Raw genomic sequence first — 18,853 nt, 5'->3', positions numbered from 1 at the left:
ATTGTATAAGATAGAAGAATCCAATATAGAGGAATGGATAAATATGAGTAATACGTTTTATAACAAACTAGGAATTTTTATTATTATAGTAGGTGCAATAGGAGCTATCGGAATTATATCAGCATTTGATTGGGAAACATGGAATGATATTAAGGACTATCCTTCTACGCATGCTGATGAAATATTGTTTTTAAAACCACAACTAACTAGCATGTGGACTTCAGCAATTACTGCATTATTAGGCAGCGTAGTGCTTGGTGCCATATTGATGGCTTTAGGTAAAATTGTTGAACAACAAGCAGAAGGCAATGAGTATTTGAAAATGATATATCGAATCGAAAAGCAAGATAAGACATCTGAATGAGGTGTCTTTTTTGTAATTTATTGCAGGAACCGAAAGAAAATATTAACCTATGAAAAATTCTACTAAGCACACAATACAGTGCTTTTGAATTATGGTAAAAGAATCCAATAAATGATATAATTCTATGTAATAATACATAGGGGGTTAGGGTTTGAAAAAGTTATTGGTTGTTTTAATTAGTTTTTTATTTTTACTAGGAGCATGCAATGATAGTGAAGCTACTAGTGAAAATGAACTGCAAGAAGAAGAGGCTAACAGTGATGAAGTGTTAACAGAAGAAGATACTCTAGAAATTGAAGAGAAAATTGAAGAGAAAATAGAAAAGTCGAATGAAGCACTGCCAACAGACGCAATCGGAAGGGCTGAGTATCGCTTAGACAATCAAGCGTTCTCTAAAATTGGATTAAAAGAGCAGCTAGAGTCTGAAGAATTTAGCACTGAAGAAGCAACTGACGCAGTAAACCAAATAAGTGTTGATTGGAAAGAACAAGCGATACTAATGGCTGAAGGATATTTAGTAGATTCATCGTTCTCTAAAATTGAATTAATAGGGCAGCTAGAGTACGAAGGATTTAGTAATGAAGAAGCAACTTATGGAGTAAACGAACTAAGTGTTGATTGGCAAGAACAAGCAGTACTAGATGCTGAAGTTATTTTAAAATATAATGAAAATTACACAAGAAGTTCATTGATTAACCAGCTAGATTTCAACGGATTTAGTGAAGAACACGCAAATTATGCCGCTGATGAAGTAGGACTTTAACATTATTGAAAATGATAACAGAAGAAAAACAAACCTAAAGTCATCTCAATGAGGTGTCTTTTCTTTTTGTGATTAGTTGCAGGATTTCCCTCATTTCTTGTCGAAATATATTGATAGGGAGGGTGTTAATTTGAGTTTAATAGAAGACATTGAAGGACTAATAATTGATGCAGAATTCAAAAACCTTAAAAACTTTAATAAGTATTCACTGTTGGTAAAGGCGAATGATATTAGTAAGGAACATTATAAGACTAAGACCGATGACTTTATTATAGATCCTGCTGGTAATATACCTGAACAATTTAGACTACCTGTAGAGATTGTTTCTTCTGACTTGCGTAGGGACAGAATAGTGAACATGTTCGAGGGTGAACTGAAGAATGTTGTTGTAGAAGATTATTTTATACGAACGATAAGTATTCTAGATATATTACTGGAGGAGATATACTCCGCTATTCTTAGAGACCAAGGGAAGGAGGAAAGAAAGATTTCCGAAGAGGTTGGCTTTAGCCCCAAAAAACTTCCTCATGTTTTATTGGCAGAGATACCAAAGTTCAAAACTTTTACTAATAGTAAAGGATTTGGAGTAGTTGATTACTTTTATATATATGAAATTTACAGGCAATATAGACACGCTATCATACACAGTAATGGCACATTAAACGAAAGACATCTTAAAAAAATTAAGAATACTTGCACAACATTAACTTCGCATACTGGACAGGAATTTAAGTATGAAGACCTAATGTTTATAAAGGATAATAAAATTGAACTAACACTCGAAGGAATGGCCATTTTGAGACACTGGGTAATTACATTTTCATCTAGTATGTTAACAAGTTTATCTAAATAGTTTATGTAATAAACATAATGAAATCGATGCGTGAAACGAGAGCAGTCATAAAGCAATACAATGGCTTGCGCGAAGAAGTTGGTCTTGTAAGAGAAGATTGATTACCCTCAACTGTGTCTAAATCTGTGCTTACAGTGGTCATAAACATTTAGTTTACAAGGTTTCTGATAGTGTCCCAGGAGAGATTCGAACTCCCGACCCACGCCTGAATCATTCTTCTCTTAATTTATAAATAATGATACGATTACAAACCCTACAATGAGTAGGATAATCATAGTTCCAGTGAATTTCCAACTTGTGCCACCGAGTGAGCGAGAGAGGTTGCTTCCTTGAAAACTGCTAGAGGAATGTTTTAGTTCTTTTTGAAGCATTCTTTCCCTTCTAGCTTCAGGTTTTTCTTTCTCTTTATCCATTCCTTCACCTCCAGTTTCTTTTTATTTTAACACTTACATACTGTTTTTTTGTAATTAAATGAAAAATATTACAGAAAATCTAGGTTTTTAGATTAAATCATAGTATTTCCTATTAAATGCTAAAAAGATTTTTAATCTTCACGTCCTTATCAAAACGCAAGCATTCTGGCACTAAGGTGTATATTTTAACTGTTTTCAAACAAAATATACAGGCAGAGTTCAAGCGTGAATAAGGAGTGGAGCAATAAATGAAACAATCATTAAAACCAGTTATTGGCATTACAAGTTCAAACGTTACACATAATAAACTCCCGAGTATTAATTTGCATGAAAAATATATTCAGGCAATAGTAACAGCAGGAGGTGTGCCAGTTGTTATTCCGACAGGTCCGAAAGATATGGCTGAAGTATGGGTGTCCATCTGTAATGGAATCATTTTAAGTAGTGGTGAAGACGTTGATCCTTATTCATATCATGCCAATCCTGAACCGAAATTGCAGCAAACCAATTTAAAGCGAGATCTAATGGAGATTGATCTTGTTAAAAGTGCGCAACAACAAAATAAACCACTCCTTGGAATATGTAGAGGTATAACGATGTTAAATGCCGCGCTGGGTGGAACGGTTATTCAAGATATTGAAACGGCTAACTCTAAAGCAATTAAGCACTACCAGCAAAGCGATAGGGAAGATCCAACACATGACGTACAAATTAAAGAAGGAAGTTTATTATATAAAATCCTTAATGATACGAAAATACGGGTAAACAGTATGCATCACCAATCGATTAACAAGCTTGCACCTAATCTTATAACGGTAGCAACTGCTCTTGATGGTGTAATAGAAGCAGTCGAAGGACCGAGTGATGCTCCGTTTATGTTAGGCGTACAGTGGCATCCAGAGGAGATGGCACATGTAGATTCTCGAATGCAAGATCTTTTTCAAGTATTTGTTCATGCCTGTAGCAAAGTTGAAAATATTAATTTCTCTAAATCTCCTTAGGATGTGACGTAATGGATCAGAAGTTGAAAAAGCTCGAATATGTTTGGTATGCCAGCTATGGCTCAAATTTAAATAGAGATAGATTTTTATGTTATATAAAAGGTGGCAAGCCAGAGGGTTCTTCTAAAGTAGAAGTCGGGTGTAAAGATAAGTCACTACCATTAAAAGAAGCAACATATAAAATGAATTTACCTTTATATTTCGCGAAAAGTTCTGTACGTTGGCAAAAACAAGGGGTAGCATTTATTGGATTGAAAAAGGATGGAAAATATCTTACATATAGTAGAAAATATTTAATTACAGTCGATCAGTTTTTGGATGTTGTTAAACAAGAAAATAATCAAGCGGAGTTAGATATAGATTTAGCTGAATTGATTAAAAATGGTGTCATGACATATAGAGATTCGTGGTATGGTACGCTACTTTATTTAGGTGATGTAGATGGCTATCCAATTGTAACATTTACGGCAGACTGGGATTTAGATGTTCCTTTTCGTAAACCTTCTGAGGAATATCTCACCATGATTATCAAAGGATTGAGACTCACCTTAGAACTTGAAAAAGATGTAATTGTCGATTATATATCTTCTAAGCCAGGTGTGATCAATCATTACAAAAGAGATGCTATTGAAAAATTGATCAATTGAGACGGGCTATTCGCAATTAGCAGCTATATCTAGACAGTGCATTTGATTCTCTGAGTAGATGTGTGAAATAATGTAAAGGTATTCATTAAATGTAATCAGAATTTAATGGAAATAGTACATTATGAATTGGATTTATATGTTAAAATTAAGATTATGTAAGCTTAGGTGATTGAGAAGGGGGACTTTTCATTGTTTATAAATGATATTAAGAATCTTGAGTTTTTTAGCCATCTTTCCTTAAAATATGTGGAAGACCGTCTGCTCATTAATGCAGTGTTTCCTAAAGAATTTCTTGTTGAAAACAATATGACAGAGCCTTTCCTATACGTAACGCTTTATGTTCGTGGTGGTGAAAGAATTAAAATAATTGATGAAGGGACAGCAAAGATCTATAGTCCTTCTAGAAATCAATTTGATCAACATACCTACAAACAAATTATTCAGTTTGCAATGGAACATTCGAAGCAGTTTACGCATTTAGTTGAATAGTAATTTTATGGAATTATAGTTGGGCAAAAGGCAATCTACATACTAGTAGGTTGTCTTTTTTGTGTTATTTATCTGCGTTTTAATGTAAGCGCACGCAATAATTACACTGTTAGCTTATCTAACAAGTAAATTGAATACATGTTTTAAGTGTGTTTATATTAGTTATAAGATAAATTATCAGAAAATTAAACTATTTGGAGGAGTTACTCACATGCCAAAACAAAAGTTGCTTTTAATTGGAAACGGGATGGCAGGAATTAGAGCGATTGAAGAAGTATTAAAACTTAAACCAAATGAATTTGAGATTACCGTTTTCGGTAGCGAACCATATCCGAACTATAATAGAATTCAATTATCAAAAGTTCTACAAGGTGATACAGATGTAAGTGATATCACATTAAATGAATGGCAATGGTACGAAGATAATAATATACGACTATACCCAGGCGAAACAGTCATAAATATAGATAAAACAAACCAAGTAGTATTTACGGATAAAGGTCGAGAAGAGCTATACGATAAATTAATTATAGCAACTGGATCTAAGGCGTTTATTTTACCTTTACCAGGTGCTGATAAAGAGGGTGTTACAGGATTTCGCGATATTAAAGATTGTGAAAAAATGATTGAATATTCCAAAAAATATAAAAAGGCAGCAGTTATTGGTGCTGGTTTACTTGGTCTTGAAGCAGCTCGTGGTTTACTAAACTTAGGTATGGAAGTGGACGTGATCCATATAAATGATTATTTAATGGATCGTCAGTTAGATGAATCAGCAGGACGACTTCTTGAAAAAGAATTAAAAGAACAAGGAATGAATTTTCTATTAAATAAACAAACGGTAGAAATTACTGGCGACGAAAAAGTGAGTGGTCTTAAATTTAATGATGGTGAGGAAATTGAGGCTGACTTAATTGTTATGGCAGTTGGTATCAAGCCTAATGTAGCATTGGCGATAGAGAATGGAATTAAGGTTAATCAAGGTATCATTGTTAATGATTATATGGAGACTGAGACGCCAAATATATTTGCTGTTGGTGAGTGTGTCGAACACCAAGAGATGGTATATGGACTAGTAGCTCCTTTATATGAACAAGGGCAAGCATTAGCAAAGCAGTTATGTGGTGTTACAGGTGTTGGTTATCAAGGAACGGTTGTTTCTACACAATTAAAAGTTTCGGGTGTTGATGTCTTCTCAACGGGTAAAATAGTTGAAGATAAAAATACGAAATCAATAAAAGTATTTGATGAATGGAATGGCACTTATAAAAAGTTAATAGTAGAAGATGGTAAATTAGCAGGTGCTGTTTTATTTGGTGATACAAAAGATGGTACACGACTGTTAAGTCTTATTAAAAAGGCAGCAAACGTAGAAGAATATTTAAATGCTAACGATAGTGAACAGTCAGGGGCAAGTTTAGTAGCTGAAATGCCAGATGATGAATTAATATGTGGATGTAACGGGGTAAGTAAAGGCACAATTGTCGATGCAATTAATACAAAAGGTTTAACGTCACTTGAAGAAGTAAAAGGCTGTACAAATGCATCTCGCTCTTGTGGAACCTGTAAATCACTTGTATCTGATTTGCTAGAATACACACTTGGTGATGATTATAATGAAAATCAAAAGGTATCTGTTTGTGGTTGTACAACGTTATCTAGAGATGAAGTAATCGAGGAAATTAAAGAAAAAGGACTAACACATACGCGTGAAGTTATGAATGTTTTAGGTTGGAAAAATGAAGAAGGTTGTTCGAAGTGTAAACCGGCTTTAAATTATTATTTAGGTATGCTTAATCCAACTGATTATGAGGATGAAAAGGAATCTCGATACGTTAATGAACGTCTACACGCCAATATTCAAAAGGATGGCACGTTTAGTGTTATTCCTAGAATGTATGGTGGTGTAACAAATGCTGTTGATCTTAGGAAAATTGCAGATGCAGCAGATAAATATGATGTCGGTATGATTAAGTTAACAGGAGGACAACGAATAAATTTACTTGGTGTTAAGAAACAAGACTTACCAGATATGTGGGCAGATCTAGGGATGAAATCTGGTCATGCGTATCAGAAAGGTCTTCGTACAGTTAAAACGTGTGTAGGTTCTGAATTCTGTAGATTCGGTACACAAGATTCAACAGGTATGGGAATTAAATTAGAGAAAAAATTTGAAGGTATATCTGGACCACATAAATTAAAAATGGCTGTATCTGCTTGTCCTAGGAATTGTGCAGAAGGCGGAATTAAAGATGTCGGTATCGTTGGTCTAGATGGTGTCTGGGAGTTACATGTTGGTGGTAACGGAGGTACAGAACTTAGACAAGGTGATCTATTGTGTAAGGTGAAAACAGAGGATGAAGTAATGGAATGGGTCGGAGCATACTTGCAATATTATAGAGAAACAGGAAATTATTTAGAAAGAACTTCTGGCTGGGTAGATCGCTTAGGTATTGACCATGTTAAAGAAATATTAGCAGTCAAAGAGACTCGTGATGAGCTAAATGAACGGATGGATATTGCTTTGGATGCCATTCAGGAACCTTGGAGTGAAGTAATTAATAATGAAGAAACACTAAGAGAACTGTATGAAAAAGTAAATGTTCCGTCTATTTCTAAATAAATCAATCGGGGGATATCGATATGGAAAAAACGCAACGACGCATTTTCGTGGGCAATTATTCTGAATTGCCGAAAAAGCTTGGAAAAACTGTTATAATTGGTGATCAAGAGGTTGCGGTCTTTAAATTAGCTAGTGGAGATATCCGTGCCATTGAAAATCGTTGTCCACACAAAGGCGGCGTATTAGCTGAAGGAATGGTAAGTGGTGACCATGTTTTTTGCCCAATGCATGATTGGAAGATAAGTATGGTTGATGGAAAGGCGCAAGCACCAGATGAAGGTTGTGTCCAAACTTATACTACTGAGGTTACGGAAGATCAAGTATATGTATTAATGGATCAGAAGTAAGTAGACTTTCTATATGAAAGTATAGTAGTCTCTTCATGTTAGTGGCATCAACAGTGACGGTCTTAAATCTAGAGAGGAGGGTTCATTATGGGGAAAGTGTATATTGTTGGAGCAGGTCCAGGTGATCCCGAATTAATAACGGTAAAAGCATTAAAATTGATTAGACAAGCGGATGTTATTTTATATGATCGCCTTGTTAATAAAGCGTTACTTAAAGAAGCTAAGACAAATGCCAATTTAATTTATTGCGGAAAACTACCAAAGTATCATATGATGATACAAGAAACGATTAATAATTTATTAGTTAAATATGCATTGCAAGGTAAAACAGTTGTAAGACTTAAAGGTGGCGATCCTTTTATATTTGGGCGTGGCGCTGAAGAAGTGGAAGTGTTAGCTGAAAATGGAATAGATTATCAAGTTGTTCCTGGAGTTACTGCAGGAATTGCTGCCCCAGCATATGCGGATATTCCGTTAACACATCGAGAGTTAGGTAATTCTTTTGCGGTAGTTACTGGACATTGTCAAAAGGGTAAGCCTAATGATATTAAATGGGAGAGTCTTGCCCATGCAGTGGATACGTTAGCTATATATATGGGGATAGGAAATTTACCTTATATTTGTGATCAACTTTTAAAGCATGGAAAGAGTGAGGATACACCTGTAGCAATCATCCAGCAAGGAACAATGGATGAGCAGAAGACAGTAGTAGGGACAATAGAATCAATCGTTTCTATTGTTGAAGCGGAAGCGATTCAAAATCCAGCTATGATTGTTATTGGAGAAATTGTTCGTTTCAGAGAAAGAATTAACAAATTGAAGCAAATTAATTCTAGTAAGGTTGATTTTGAATTAAAAGAAGCCTATTAGAATGGAACGTTTATGTGTAATAGCAAAAAGGAGTGGTTAAGATTCAAGCTGTATTATATGTTTGTCATGGTAGTCGCGTAAAAAAAGCAGCACAAGAAGCAATTAATTTCATTGAGAAGACAATGAAGTTAGTTGATACCGAAATACAAGAATATTGTTTTTTAGAGCTGGCAAAACCATCTATTATGGAAGGTATCGATCAATGTGTTAAGCAAGGAGCAACAAAAATTGCTGTTGTACCTGTTTTGTTACTAACAGCTGGTCATGCTAAGAAAGATATACCGGAAGAGTTAGAACACGGCCAGAATAAGTATAAAGACGTGCAGTTTAGCTATGGGAAACCTATTGGTGTTCAGGAGAGAATGAATGATGTATTAGTAGAGAGATTAGAAGAGCAGACTGTCTTAACGTCTAATACGAAAATCTTACTCGTTGGCAGAGGTAGTAGTGATCAAGATGCCGTAAATGATATTCAATCAATTGCAGATTCTTTGCAAGAAAGAGTGCATGTATCCTCTATTGAAAAATGTTTCCTCGCTGCAGCTACACCTAAATTCAAAGAAAAACTGCAAGCAACAGTCTCAACTGGTGCAGAACATATCGTAATCCTGCCTTATTTGCTTTTCACAGGGATATTAATGAAGGAAATAAGAGAATTCGTAGATGAACTAAGTTTGAAACCAGAGCAAGAAGTAATTATTTGTGATTATCTTGGAGACCATGACTATGTTTGTGAACAATTAAAAAATAGAGTAGAAGAAGCAATTAAGAATGAAGAACCTATTCCAACATTGATTTGATAATAAAAAAGCTAGCGAATGATTTATCAATAGATCATTCGCTAGCTTTTTTATGTAATTCTATTCTTAAAGAATGAAGTGTTTTTTTTTGTAAGTGTGAATCAAGTAATTCTTCATTAATAAGTGAATGTAATATTTTTTTCTTTTCGTTACTATCTATGTTTGCAGTTTTTACTAATTGACGTGCATCAAATAAAAAATCCATATAGGCTTGATACCGTTCATCATATTCATTTTCTAATTCATGTTTTATTTTTTTTGCAAACGCTGGACTTGCGCCAGTTGTTGAGATCGCAATGGATAGTTTCCCACGTTTCAAATGGATCGGAAACTGTACATTTCCTTGTGTAGCATCTTCAACTGCATTAATTAATGCGTTTTTAGGAGCTGATTCAATCACCCAATGGTTAATAGCGGAGTTATTAGTTGCAACAATGATAAGAAAAGCATGATCTAAATCACTTTCTTCAAACACCTTTTCCTGCCAATAGACACTTTTTTGAATATGTAATGATTCGATTGTTTTCGTTACTGTTGGACTTATTACACTAATAATCGCATCAGTATCAAGTAGGGTCGTAATCCTTCTTTGGGCTATCTTTCCACCACCAACTACTACAACCTTTTGTCCTTTTACATCAATCATCATTGGTATAGAAGCCATCATTATCACAACCCTTTGTTAGTATTATCTTGTGTTACCAAACTAATAATTTGCATCTTGTACGCCAAGATGGTTTAACAAATTACGTAATTCTTCAGCCGCTAGGCCCATCATTTTAAAGTAAGTTTTTGTATCACAGTCATTTAGTATTCTATAGTTATCAATCATAGAGTCTAAGGTAATTCTTTCTTCGCTGGTTGCATTTAGATAATAAGGAGCAAGAGAAGCGCAAATAATTGTAAAGGCGCCATTTTGATGCAATATAAAATCCTTTGAGATAGTACCAGACATTCCGCCTTTATGCTTTATATTTAACGCCCTTCTAGCAACAACTTCTAATTTAATCGCACTCTGTTCGTTAGACATGAATTACACCTCCTATACCTCATATTAACCTATAAAAGTAGTATGATATACAAATAAGTAGTGTTATGATAACAGAATTTTCAAATAAATAAAATGAAAGTTTTTAATTTTGATGTAAAAGTAGTATTATAATAAGTAATAAGGAGGAGCATTTAATTAATATGTAGATAAACGGATAATAATTTAAAATATCGGTTAAAGTAACACCTTCTAAATTGTTACAAATATAAATATAAATTGATTGGAAAACAGATTACGTAGTAAGGATTTGTATTTTAACTGAAAAACTGTCTTGTTTGAATCGATTTAAAAAAGGGAATGATTTATAAGATAAAATAGTAAAAATAGAATAATATTGCCTAGGTTTATTGTTTCCAATAACATAGCAATACAAACTATTATCTGAGAGTGGGATGTCTCATGCAACATAATGAACAAAAAGTCGTCCTTTTCCCAAAATGGAAGAAGGATTTAGAAAGTGAAGCGTATCAAGCTTTGCGTGAAAAAAGGTTTCATGAAGCTTTAGATGGATTTGACACATTACTTTCGTATGAAATTAATAATCAAGAAATATCCGTTGGAAAGCTAACGTGTTTAATGGAACTTGGGATGCAGGAAGAAGCAGAAGATTTATGTGAAACATTACTTGCAAAGAAAGATGATAATTACTTCTCATACATACATATATATGCTACCTTATTGTTTCAAGCGAGTAAATATCAAGAAGTATCTGAATTGTTAGAGGATGTAATTCACGAACGACTTCCTGACCCTTTCAAAACGCAATTAGAAACGCTTTATCATTTAAATGAAAGGTTACGAGAAGAGCAACAAGAAAAACAGGCTATGTCGACAGTAAAAGAGCTAGAGGCTGCTGTTGAGCAAGAAGATACAGTATTACAATGGCACTTAGTTAATCATTTACATCAAAGTGATTTATCAGCGTATCTAAATCTATTTCAAGAAGTCTTATTAAATAAGACTGTGCATCCAGTAATTAAAACCTCCATATTGGGTTTATTACAAGCAGAGTCAATTGACGAAGACATAAGTATTGAGAAATTTTCAAAAGTAATGGTTATTAATTCAAGTACATACCCTTTTATTATGGATCACCCTTTTCGTAATGACATAAGAAAAAGTTTAGAGAAACTCGAACAAGATAATCCATCATTATTTGAGCTTGCAGATCAATTGTTATACAGATACTTATATGTAAGATATCCCTTTATTGTGGATAAGTCGGAAACAAATACGATGAAAAAAGCTTTATTATACCTTGTTAATTCATCGTTTATTGACGAAACAAAAGTAGTTGAAACACTACAAAATGAAGATGTTAAGCATTACATAGATGAAATATTATATTGCGAGAAAATCTACTTCTCAATAATGGAAGAATAAGTAGAATTAGAAATAACATTTGATCTTGATTCTAAATCTTGAAAGGCCGGACGTTTATGTTATAATAAGGTGGTTGCAATTTGCGTTCGGTCTCGTATAAGAAGTATCGTACAATGAATGAACGGCAAATATAATTATTTATAGATTTTTTTGGAGGGAATAGTATGACAGCAAAATGGGAAAAACAAGAGGGTAATAAAGGCCTTTTAACAGTTGAAGTGGAAGCTGAAAAATTCAACGAAGCATTAGATCAAGCTTTCAAAAAAGTAGTGAAAGATGTACAACTACCTGGATTCCGTAAAGGTAAAGTACCTCGTGGATTATTTGAACAACGTTTTGGTGCAGAGTCACTTTACCAAGACGCGGTGGATATTATTCTACCAGAATCTTACACACAGGCTATTGAAGAGACAGGTATTGAGCCAGTTGATCAACCTGAAGTTGATATTGCTCAGATTGAAAAGGGAAGTAATCTTATTTTCACAGCGACTGTTACAGTTAAGCCTGAAGTAACATTAGGTGATTATAAAGGTTTAGTAGTTGAAGAAGAAACTGTTGACGTAACAGATGAAGATGTTACAGGTGAATTAGAACACCAAAGAGGACACCAAGCTGAGCTTGTTGTTAAAGATGAAGGTTCAGTAATAGAAAACGGAGACACTGTTGTAATGGACTTTGACGGTTTTGTAGACGGAGAAGCCTTTGAAGGTGGAGCTGCTGAGAATCATTCATTAGAAATTGGTTCTGGTTCATTCATTCCTGGATTTGAAGAACAACTAGTTGGTAAAAAGGCTGGAGAAGAATCAGAAGTTACAGTAACTTTCCCTGATGAGTATCATGCAGAGGAACTAGCTGGTAAAGAAGCTACATTTAAAGTGAAAATCCATGAAGTTAAAGGTAAAGAGTTACCAGAATTGGATGATGAATTCGCTAAAGATGTTGATGAAGAAGTAGAAACTCTTGCAGAATTAAAAGAAAAAATTAAAACGCGTTTAGAAGAAGAAAAGAAAACAGAAGCTGAAAATAATAAGCGTGAATCACTTATTCAACAAGCATCTGATAATGCACAAGTTGACATTCCAGAAGTAATGGTGACGAGTGAATTAGATCGTATGTTACGTGAATTTGAACAGAAGTTACAACAACAAGGTATGACACTAGATATGTATTATCAGTTCTCTGGTCAAGATGCCGACGCGCTTAAAGAACAAATGAAAGAAGATGCTGGAAAACGTGTAAAAACAAACCTTACACTTGATGCAATCGCAATTGCAGAAAGCATTGAAGCAACTGACGAAGATGTAAATAAAGAATTAGAAACAATGGCAGGTATGTATCAAGTTGATATCGAACAACTTACACAAATGCTTGGTGGAAATACTGATGCGATTAAAGACGACCTTAAATTCAAGAAATCAATAGACTTTCTTGCAGAAAACAGTAAAACAAAATAAGAAGTTTAGATTGAGTTAAGAGATTATAGGGATTAGAAAACGAGGTACATCGAATACGTGCCTTGTTTTCTCTTCTATAATTCAAAGAATAGAACAACATACATAACATAACTTACAACAAATCATTTGACATGTAACAAATATTATACATAATAGAGTGAACAATTAATTAAAAGTAAACAAACGTTGTAGGTGATTTTAATTCAACGTTTGTTTAGTAACAAGTAAGATAGGAAAGACTGTTTTTAGATTTAAATGTGTATTACTTTGTAATCATGCTTTTATCTGATATCATGTTGAAGAGAGGCTATAAGGTACAGGGATGTAGACGCTTCTTCCTATCAAATAGATATTTTTACACTTGAGGGGTGAAATAGTTGTATAAATTTAATGAAGAAAAAGGACAATTGAAGTGTTCGTTTTGTGGAAAAAGCCAAGATCAAGTAAGAAAGTTAGTTGCTGGTCCAGGAGTTTATATATGTGATGAATGTATTGAATTATGCACAGAGATTGTGGAAGAAGAGTTAGGAACAGACGAAGAAGTAGAATTCAAAGATGTTCCAAAACCACAAGAAATACGTGATATTTTAAGTGACTATGTAATTGGTCAAGATAAAGCGAAGAAGAATCTTTCTGTAGCCGTATACAATCACTATAAACGAATCAACGCAACAAGAGGTACTGATGATGTAGAACTTGCGAAGAGTAATATTGCTATGATCGGTCCAACTGGTAGTGGTAAAACACTATTAGCACAAACATTAGCACGTATATTGAATGTTCCATTTGCAATTGCTGATGCAACATCATTAACGGAAGCTGGGTATGTTGGTGAAGATGTAGAAAATATTCTATTGAAGTTAATTCAATCAGCTGACTACGATGTAGAAAAGGCTGAAAAAGGTATTATCTATATAGATGAGATTGATAAAGTTGCTCGTAAATCTGAGAACCCATCGATTACACGTGATGTTTCTGGTGAAGGTGTCCAGCAAGCATTACTGAAAATTCTTGAAGGTACTACTGCTAGTGTGCCACCTCAAGGTGGACGTAAGCATCCGCACCAAGAATTTATTCAAATAGATACAACGAACGTTCTATTTATTTGTGGTGGAGCTTTTGATGGTATTGATCAGATTATTAAAAGTCGTTTAGGTAAAAAAGTGATTGGTTTTGGTGCTGACACAGAGAATAACGAAATGGATAAAGGTGAACTTCTATCAAAAGTGTTACCAGAAGATTTATTGAAGTTTGGTCTAATACCTGAATTCATTGGTCGTTTACCTATTATTGCGAGTCTAGAGCCATTAGATGAAGCGGCACTAATAGAAATTCTAACAAAACCAAAAAATGCATTAGTTAAACAATATGAACGATTGTTCCAAATCGATAATGTTGAATTAGAATTTGAGGAAGATGGACTTGTAGAAGTTGCTAAAAAAGCAATTGAAAGAAAAACAGGTGCACGTGGACTGCGTTCAATTCTTGAAAGTATCATGTTGGATGTGATGTTCGAATTACCTTCACGTGATGACATTGTTAAATGTGTTATTACAAAGGAAACTGTTACATTGGAAAATGGTCGTCCGAAATTGATCTTAGAAGATGGAACAGTGCAAGATGAAAATAAAGAGACACCTAAAGAAGAAAGTGCTTAAAGCATTATAATTTGATAGAAATCCCTTGTTATCTAATAGCAAGGGATTTCACTATACATATAAGTTAATTCGTTTTTTTTTGGTTTAGGTATTGAATTTGAGGAAATACTAACAAGTATCTTAAATTTCGGAGGTAGCATATGGATCTTGTTAGTATAGTAATGATTATTCAACTGTTTTTTGGCATTATTATTGGGCTTTATTTCTGGAATATGTTAAAGAGCCAGCGATCTAGTAAAAATGTCATTGAAAAAGAATCAAAGAGAGAACTTGAATTATTACGTGCAATGAAAAATATCCGATTGACCAAGCCATTATCAGAAACAGTTAGGCCAAAAGTTTTATCAGATGTGGTTGGACAAGAAGATGGAATTGAAGCATTACGTGCAGCAATATGTAATAGTAATCCGCAGCATGTTCTAATTTATGGACCACCAGGCATTGGGAAAACGGCTGCAGCAAGATTAGTATTAGAAGAAGCGAGAAAAAATAAAGATTCACCTTTTGTTATGAGCGCTCCTTTTATTGAATTGGATGCAACAACAGCGCGTTTTGATGAACGTGGTATTGCTGACCCCTTGATTGGTTCTGTTCATGATCCTATTTATCAGGGTGCAGGCGCGATGGGGCAAGCTGGAATCCCTCAACCTAAACGTGGAGCAGTTTCAAATGCCCATGGAGGAATATTATTTATTGATGAAATTGGCGAATTACACCCAATTCAGATGAATAAATTACTAAAAGTGCTCGAAGATGGTGTTGTCCATTATGAGAGTGCTTATTACAGTGAGGAAAATCAAAATATTCCACGTCATATTCATCGGATCTTTACAGAAGGATTACCTGCTGATTTTCGTTTGATTGGTGCAACAACACGCATGCCAGAAGAAATTCCGCCCGCAATCAGATCGCGTTGTTTGGAAATATATTTCCGTGACTTAGAGAAAGAGGATATGATAACAATTGCAAAGCGCGCCAGTGGTAAAGTAGGTGTGCCATTATCAGATGAAGCTTTAAATATGTTAGCTGTTTATGCACAAAATGGTCGTGAGGCAGTTAATCTTATTCAAATAGCTGCAAGTGTTGCAATGAAAGAAAACAGACAATCAATTGAAATAGCTGATATGGAATGGGTTACTGAAATAAGTAGGTTAACACCACGTCCTATTAGTCAAATACCATTAGAAAGTAAAATTGGTAAAGTAAACGGATTGGCCTTGCTTGGTCCTAGTACAGGTTATTTGTTGCCACTTGAAGTATTGCTGTTACCAGCAATAAAAGATTCTAAAATAATCATTACAGGTATAGCAGAGGAAGAAACGATAGGAACGCAATCAAAGTCGATTAAACGAAAAAGTATGGCCAAAGCTTCTGTAGAAACTGTGGTCACCTTTTTAAAATCAATTGGCGTACCAGCACATCAGTATGATATTCATGTCAATTTTCCTGGTGGGACGCCAGTTGATGGTCCTTCGGCAGGTTTAGCCATCGCAATGGGTATATACTCCTGTATGAAAAAGATTCCGATTAGTTGTAATGTGGCAATGACGGGAGAAATGGGTCTTTATGGACAAGTCTTACCTATTGGTGGCGTTACAATAAAAATAAAAGCAGCCAAAGATGCTGGCGCTACAAGGGTATTAATACCGAAAGCAAATCACCAAGCATTAACACAAAAGATTGAAGGAATTAAAGTCATCCCTATTGAGACATTTCAAGAAGCATTACCGTATGTGTTAGAAACAAATACTACATCAACAGAAAAGCTTTATAATGATAAGAAATCAAGTTAATTTATGCGATTTGGAGGTACAGAAATGACTGAAACAAGCAATATTAAAATACCACTACTTCCATTGCGGGGCATTCTTGTGTTTCCCACGATGGTTTTACATTTAGATGTAGGTAGAGAACGTTCCGTACATGCCTTGGAACGTGCAATGGTAGAAGATAATACCATTTTTCTTGTAGCACAAAAAGACAGTTCAATAGATGATCCAAACGAAACAGATTTACATCGAATTGGTACAGTCGCAAAAGTAAAACAGATGTTGAAGCTACCTAATGGCACCTTTCGTGTGTTAGTAGAGGGTTTAAACAGAGGGCAGATTGTTCAATTTATCGAAGACAAAGAACAATTTATTGTAGAAATAGAAAACTTTAAGGATGAACATGCTAGTAAAAATGAAGAAATCGCTTTAATGCGTTCTTTATTGGAACAATTTGATCAGTACATAAAGATTTCAACAAAGCTAAATAAAGAAACCTACGATGCAGTAAAAGATATAGAAGAAGCAGGTACTTTAGCAGATATTGTTGCTTCTCATTTGTCGCTTAAAATAAAAGTTAAACAAGAATTATTAGAAACAAATGAGGTAAAGAAACGCTTAAAGTTATTGATTCAATATATCTCAAATGAAAGAGAAGTATTGGATTTAGAAAAGAAAATAGGACTACATGTAAAAAAATCAATGGAAAAAACCCAAAAGGAGTACTACTTACGTGAACAAATGAAAGCTATTCAAAAAGAATTAGGCGATAAAGATGGCAAAACAGGTGATGTTGCAGATTTAAAAGAAAAGATCCTTGCATCAGATATGCCAGATCGTATCTTGAAAATTGCAAATAAAGAATTGGATAGATTTGAAAAAGTACCCCAAACATCAGCAGAAAGTTCCGTAATAAGGAATTATATTGAATGGTTACTAGCATTACCATGGACGAATAAGACAGATGATAATTTAGACATTCATCACGCTGAAATGATCTTAGATGAAGATCATTATGGTTTAGAAAAAGTTAAAGAAAGAGTATTAGAATACTTAGCTGTTCAACATTTGACAAAATCATTAAAAGGACCAATTCTCTGTTTAGTTGGTCCACCAGGGGTTGGAAAAACCTCGCTAGCTAAATCTATTGCCCGGGCAATAAATCGAAAGTTTGTTCGTGTTTCTTTGGGCGGTGTTCGTGATGAAGCTGAAATTAGAGGGCATCGTAGAACATATATTGGTGCAATGCCTGGAAGAATCATGCAAGGCATGAAAAAGGCGGAAACAGTGAACCCTGTCTTTTTATTAGATGAAATAGATAAAATGGCAAGCGATTTTAGAGGTGATCCATCATCAGCAATGTTAGAAGTATTGGATCCAGAACAAAATAGCAACTTTAGTGATCACTTTATTGAAGAAACATACGATTTAAGCCAAGTGATGTTTGTTGCGACAGCTAACACGCTACAAACCATTCCACGTCCTTTATTAGATCGGATGGAAATTATTTCGATAGCAGGGTATACGGAGTTAGAAAAACAACATATAGCTAAAGAACATCTACTTTCTAAACAGACAAAAGAAAATGGACTACAAAAAGGGCAACTCCAATTAAGAGATGATGCCTTGTTAAAATTAATTCGTCGCTATACGAGAGAAGCTGGTGTTCGTGGATTAGAACGTCAATTAGCGTCTTTAAGTCGAAAGGCTGCCAAGATTATTATTTCAGAAGATAAAAAGAAAGTGATTGTAACAGATAAGCAATTGGAAAACTTATTAGGTAAACCTTTGTTTCAGTATGGTATGATGGAGGAAGTAGATCAGATTGGAACGGCAACGGGACTGGCTTATACGTCTGCTGGCGGAGATATACTTTCGATTGAAGTTAGTATTGTACCTGGTAAAGGTAAGTTAACGTTAACCGGTAAGTTAGGTGATGTCATGAAAGAATCCGCACAGGCAGCCTTTAGTTATATTCGCTCACGTGCCGAAGTGCTAAATGTGGATCCGGATTTTTATCAAAAAAATGATATTCACATTCACGTACCTGAAGGTGGAACACCTAAAGATGGTCCTTCTGCTGGAATTACGATAGCAACTGCATTGGTATCAGCACTTACTAATCGTGCTGTAAAAAAAGAAGTTGGTATGACTGGTGAGATAACCTTACGTGGTCGAGTGTTACCTATTGGTGGTTTAAAAGAAAAAGCTTTGAGTGCACATCGTGCTGGAATAACAACCATTATTATTCCAAAAGAGAATGAAAAAGATTTAGACGAAATACCTAAAAGTGTACGTGAGGAGTTAACATTTATACCTGTGCAACATTTAGACACAGTATTAGAGCATGCTTTAGTGGGGGATTAAT

General features: G+C 34.6%; 18 protein-coding genes. 15 read left to right on the top strand and 3 right to left on the bottom strand.

Translation table 11 applies throughout. The annotated features are described in order from the left end of the window. Nucleotide 1: 1 nt before the first annotated feature. The 3 genes from D2K60_RS18155 to D2K60_RS18145 all read left to right on the top strand — a co-directional run bounded on the left by D2K60_RS18155 (nt 2) and on the right by D2K60_RS18145 (nt 1,980). The gene (locus D2K60_RS18155) at nt 2-364 is read left to right on the top strand and encodes a hypothetical protein (protein ID WP_162880789.1); all 363 of its coding nucleotides are present in this window, start codon (nt 2-4) and stop codon (nt 362-364) included. Nucleotides 365-515: 151 nt separating this feature from the next. After that, nucleotides 516-1,127, top strand: a complete 612-nt coding sequence (locus D2K60_RS18150; protein WP_117170484.1) for an Ltp family lipoprotein — start codon at nt 516-518, stop codon at nt 1,125-1,127. A 130-nt stretch (nt 1,128-1,257) separates the two neighbouring features. Next, a complete protein-coding gene (locus D2K60_RS18145) occupies nt 1,258-1,980 on the top strand; it encodes a hypothetical protein (RefSeq protein ID WP_117170483.1) in 723 nt (240 codons plus the stop codon). 221 nt (nt 1,981-2,201) lie between these two features. Here the strand turns inward: D2K60_RS18145 and D2K60_RS18140 are convergent, their stop codons facing one another. Then, nucleotides 2,202-2,393, bottom strand: a complete 192-nt coding sequence (locus D2K60_RS18140) for a DUF6366 family protein (RefSeq protein ID WP_117170482.1) — start codon at nt 2,391-2,393, stop codon at nt 2,202-2,204. Nucleotides 2,394-2,641: 248 nt separating this feature from the next. On the opposite strand from D2K60_RS18140, the gene D2K60_RS18135 reads away from it, so the two are divergent. The 7 genes from D2K60_RS18135 to D2K60_RS18105 all read left to right on the top strand — a co-directional run bounded on the left by D2K60_RS18135 (nt 2,642) and on the right by D2K60_RS18105 (nt 9,170). After that, complete coding sequence (locus D2K60_RS18135) at nt 2,642-3,394, top strand: gamma-glutamyl-gamma-aminobutyrate hydrolase family protein (RefSeq protein ID WP_117170481.1); 753 nt, start codon at nt 2,642-2,644, stop codon at nt 3,392-3,394. Between the two features lie 11 nt (nt 3,395-3,405). Next, entirely contained in the window at nt 3,406-4,041 is a 636-nt protein-coding gene (locus D2K60_RS18130) for a hypothetical protein (protein WP_117170480.1), read from the top strand. A 189-nt stretch (nt 4,042-4,230) separates the two neighbouring features. Continuing rightward, a complete protein-coding gene (locus D2K60_RS18125; protein WP_117170479.1) occupies nt 4,231-4,530 on the top strand; it encodes a hypothetical protein in 300 nt (99 codons plus the stop codon). Nucleotides 4,531-4,741: 211 nt separating this feature from the next. Beyond that, nucleotides 4,742-7,153, top strand: coding sequence for a nitrite reductase large subunit NirB (nirB, locus tag D2K60_RS18120; protein WP_117170478.1), 2,412 nt, complete (start codon nt 4,742-4,744; stop codon nt 7,151-7,153). A 20-nt stretch (nt 7,154-7,173) separates the two neighbouring features. Next, on the top strand, nt 7,174-7,500 hold the full coding sequence (nirD, locus tag D2K60_RS18115) for a nitrite reductase small subunit NirD (RefSeq protein ID WP_117170477.1): 327 nt from the start codon (nt 7,174-7,176) through the stop codon (nt 7,498-7,500). An 87-nt stretch (nt 7,501-7,587) separates the two neighbouring features. Beyond that, nucleotides 7,588-8,370 carry a uroporphyrinogen-III C-methyltransferase gene (cobA, locus tag D2K60_RS18110; protein ID WP_117170476.1) on the top strand — a complete coding sequence of 261 codons (783 nt, stop codon included), beginning with the start codon at nt 7,588-7,590 and terminating at the stop codon, nt 8,368-8,370. Between the two features lie 32 nt (nt 8,371-8,402). After that, a complete protein-coding gene (locus D2K60_RS18105; protein WP_117170475.1) occupies nt 8,403-9,170 on the top strand; it encodes a sirohydrochlorin chelatase in 768 nt (255 codons plus the stop codon). A gap of 34 nt (nt 9,171-9,204) precedes the next feature. Here the strand turns inward: D2K60_RS18105 and D2K60_RS18100 are convergent, their stop codons facing one another. Both D2K60_RS18100 and D2K60_RS18095 read right to left on the bottom strand, forming a co-directional pair. After that, nucleotides 9,205-9,837, bottom strand: a complete 633-nt coding sequence (locus D2K60_RS18100; protein WP_117170474.1) for an NAD(P)-binding protein — start codon at nt 9,835-9,837, stop codon at nt 9,205-9,207. 39 nt (nt 9,838-9,876) lie between these two features. After that, complete coding sequence (locus D2K60_RS18095) at nt 9,877-10,200, bottom strand: hypothetical protein (protein ID WP_117170473.1); 324 nt, start codon at nt 10,198-10,200, stop codon at nt 9,877-9,879. 420 nt (nt 10,201-10,620) lie between these two features. Between D2K60_RS18095 and D2K60_RS18090 the strand changes: the two genes are divergently transcribed. From D2K60_RS18090 to lon, 5 genes are all read left to right on the top strand, one after another. Continuing rightward, nucleotides 10,621-11,604 carry a hypothetical protein gene (locus tag D2K60_RS18090; RefSeq protein ID WP_117170472.1) on the top strand — a complete coding sequence of 328 codons (984 nt, stop codon included), beginning with the start codon at nt 10,621-10,623 and terminating at the stop codon, nt 11,602-11,604. 164 nt (nt 11,605-11,768) lie between these two features. After that, nucleotides 11,769-13,058 (top strand): trigger factor, encoded by a 1,290-nt coding sequence (gene tig, locus D2K60_RS18085; RefSeq protein ID WP_117170471.1) that lies wholly within the window; start codon nt 11,769-11,771, stop codon nt 13,056-13,058. Between the two features lie 377 nt (nt 13,059-13,435). Further along, complete coding sequence (gene clpX / locus D2K60_RS18080; protein ID WP_117170470.1) at nt 13,436-14,716, top strand: ATP-dependent protease ATP-binding subunit ClpX; 1,281 nt, start codon at nt 13,436-13,438, stop codon at nt 14,714-14,716. Between the two features lie 140 nt (nt 14,717-14,856). After that, nucleotides 14,857-16,509, top strand: coding sequence for an ATP-dependent protease LonB (gene lonB / locus D2K60_RS18075; RefSeq protein WP_117170469.1), 1,653 nt, complete (start codon nt 14,857-14,859; stop codon nt 16,507-16,509). Between the two features lie 24 nt (nt 16,510-16,533). Further along, a complete protein-coding gene (lon, locus tag D2K60_RS18070) occupies nt 16,534-18,852 on the top strand; it encodes an endopeptidase La (RefSeq protein WP_117170468.1) in 2,319 nt (772 codons plus the stop codon). Nucleotide 18,853 lies beyond the last annotated feature (1 nt).

The organism is Paraliobacillus sediminis, from assembly GCF_003426055.1.
Note: the sequence above shows the minus strand (reverse complement) of the source record. Positions and strands in the feature narration are given on the sequence as shown.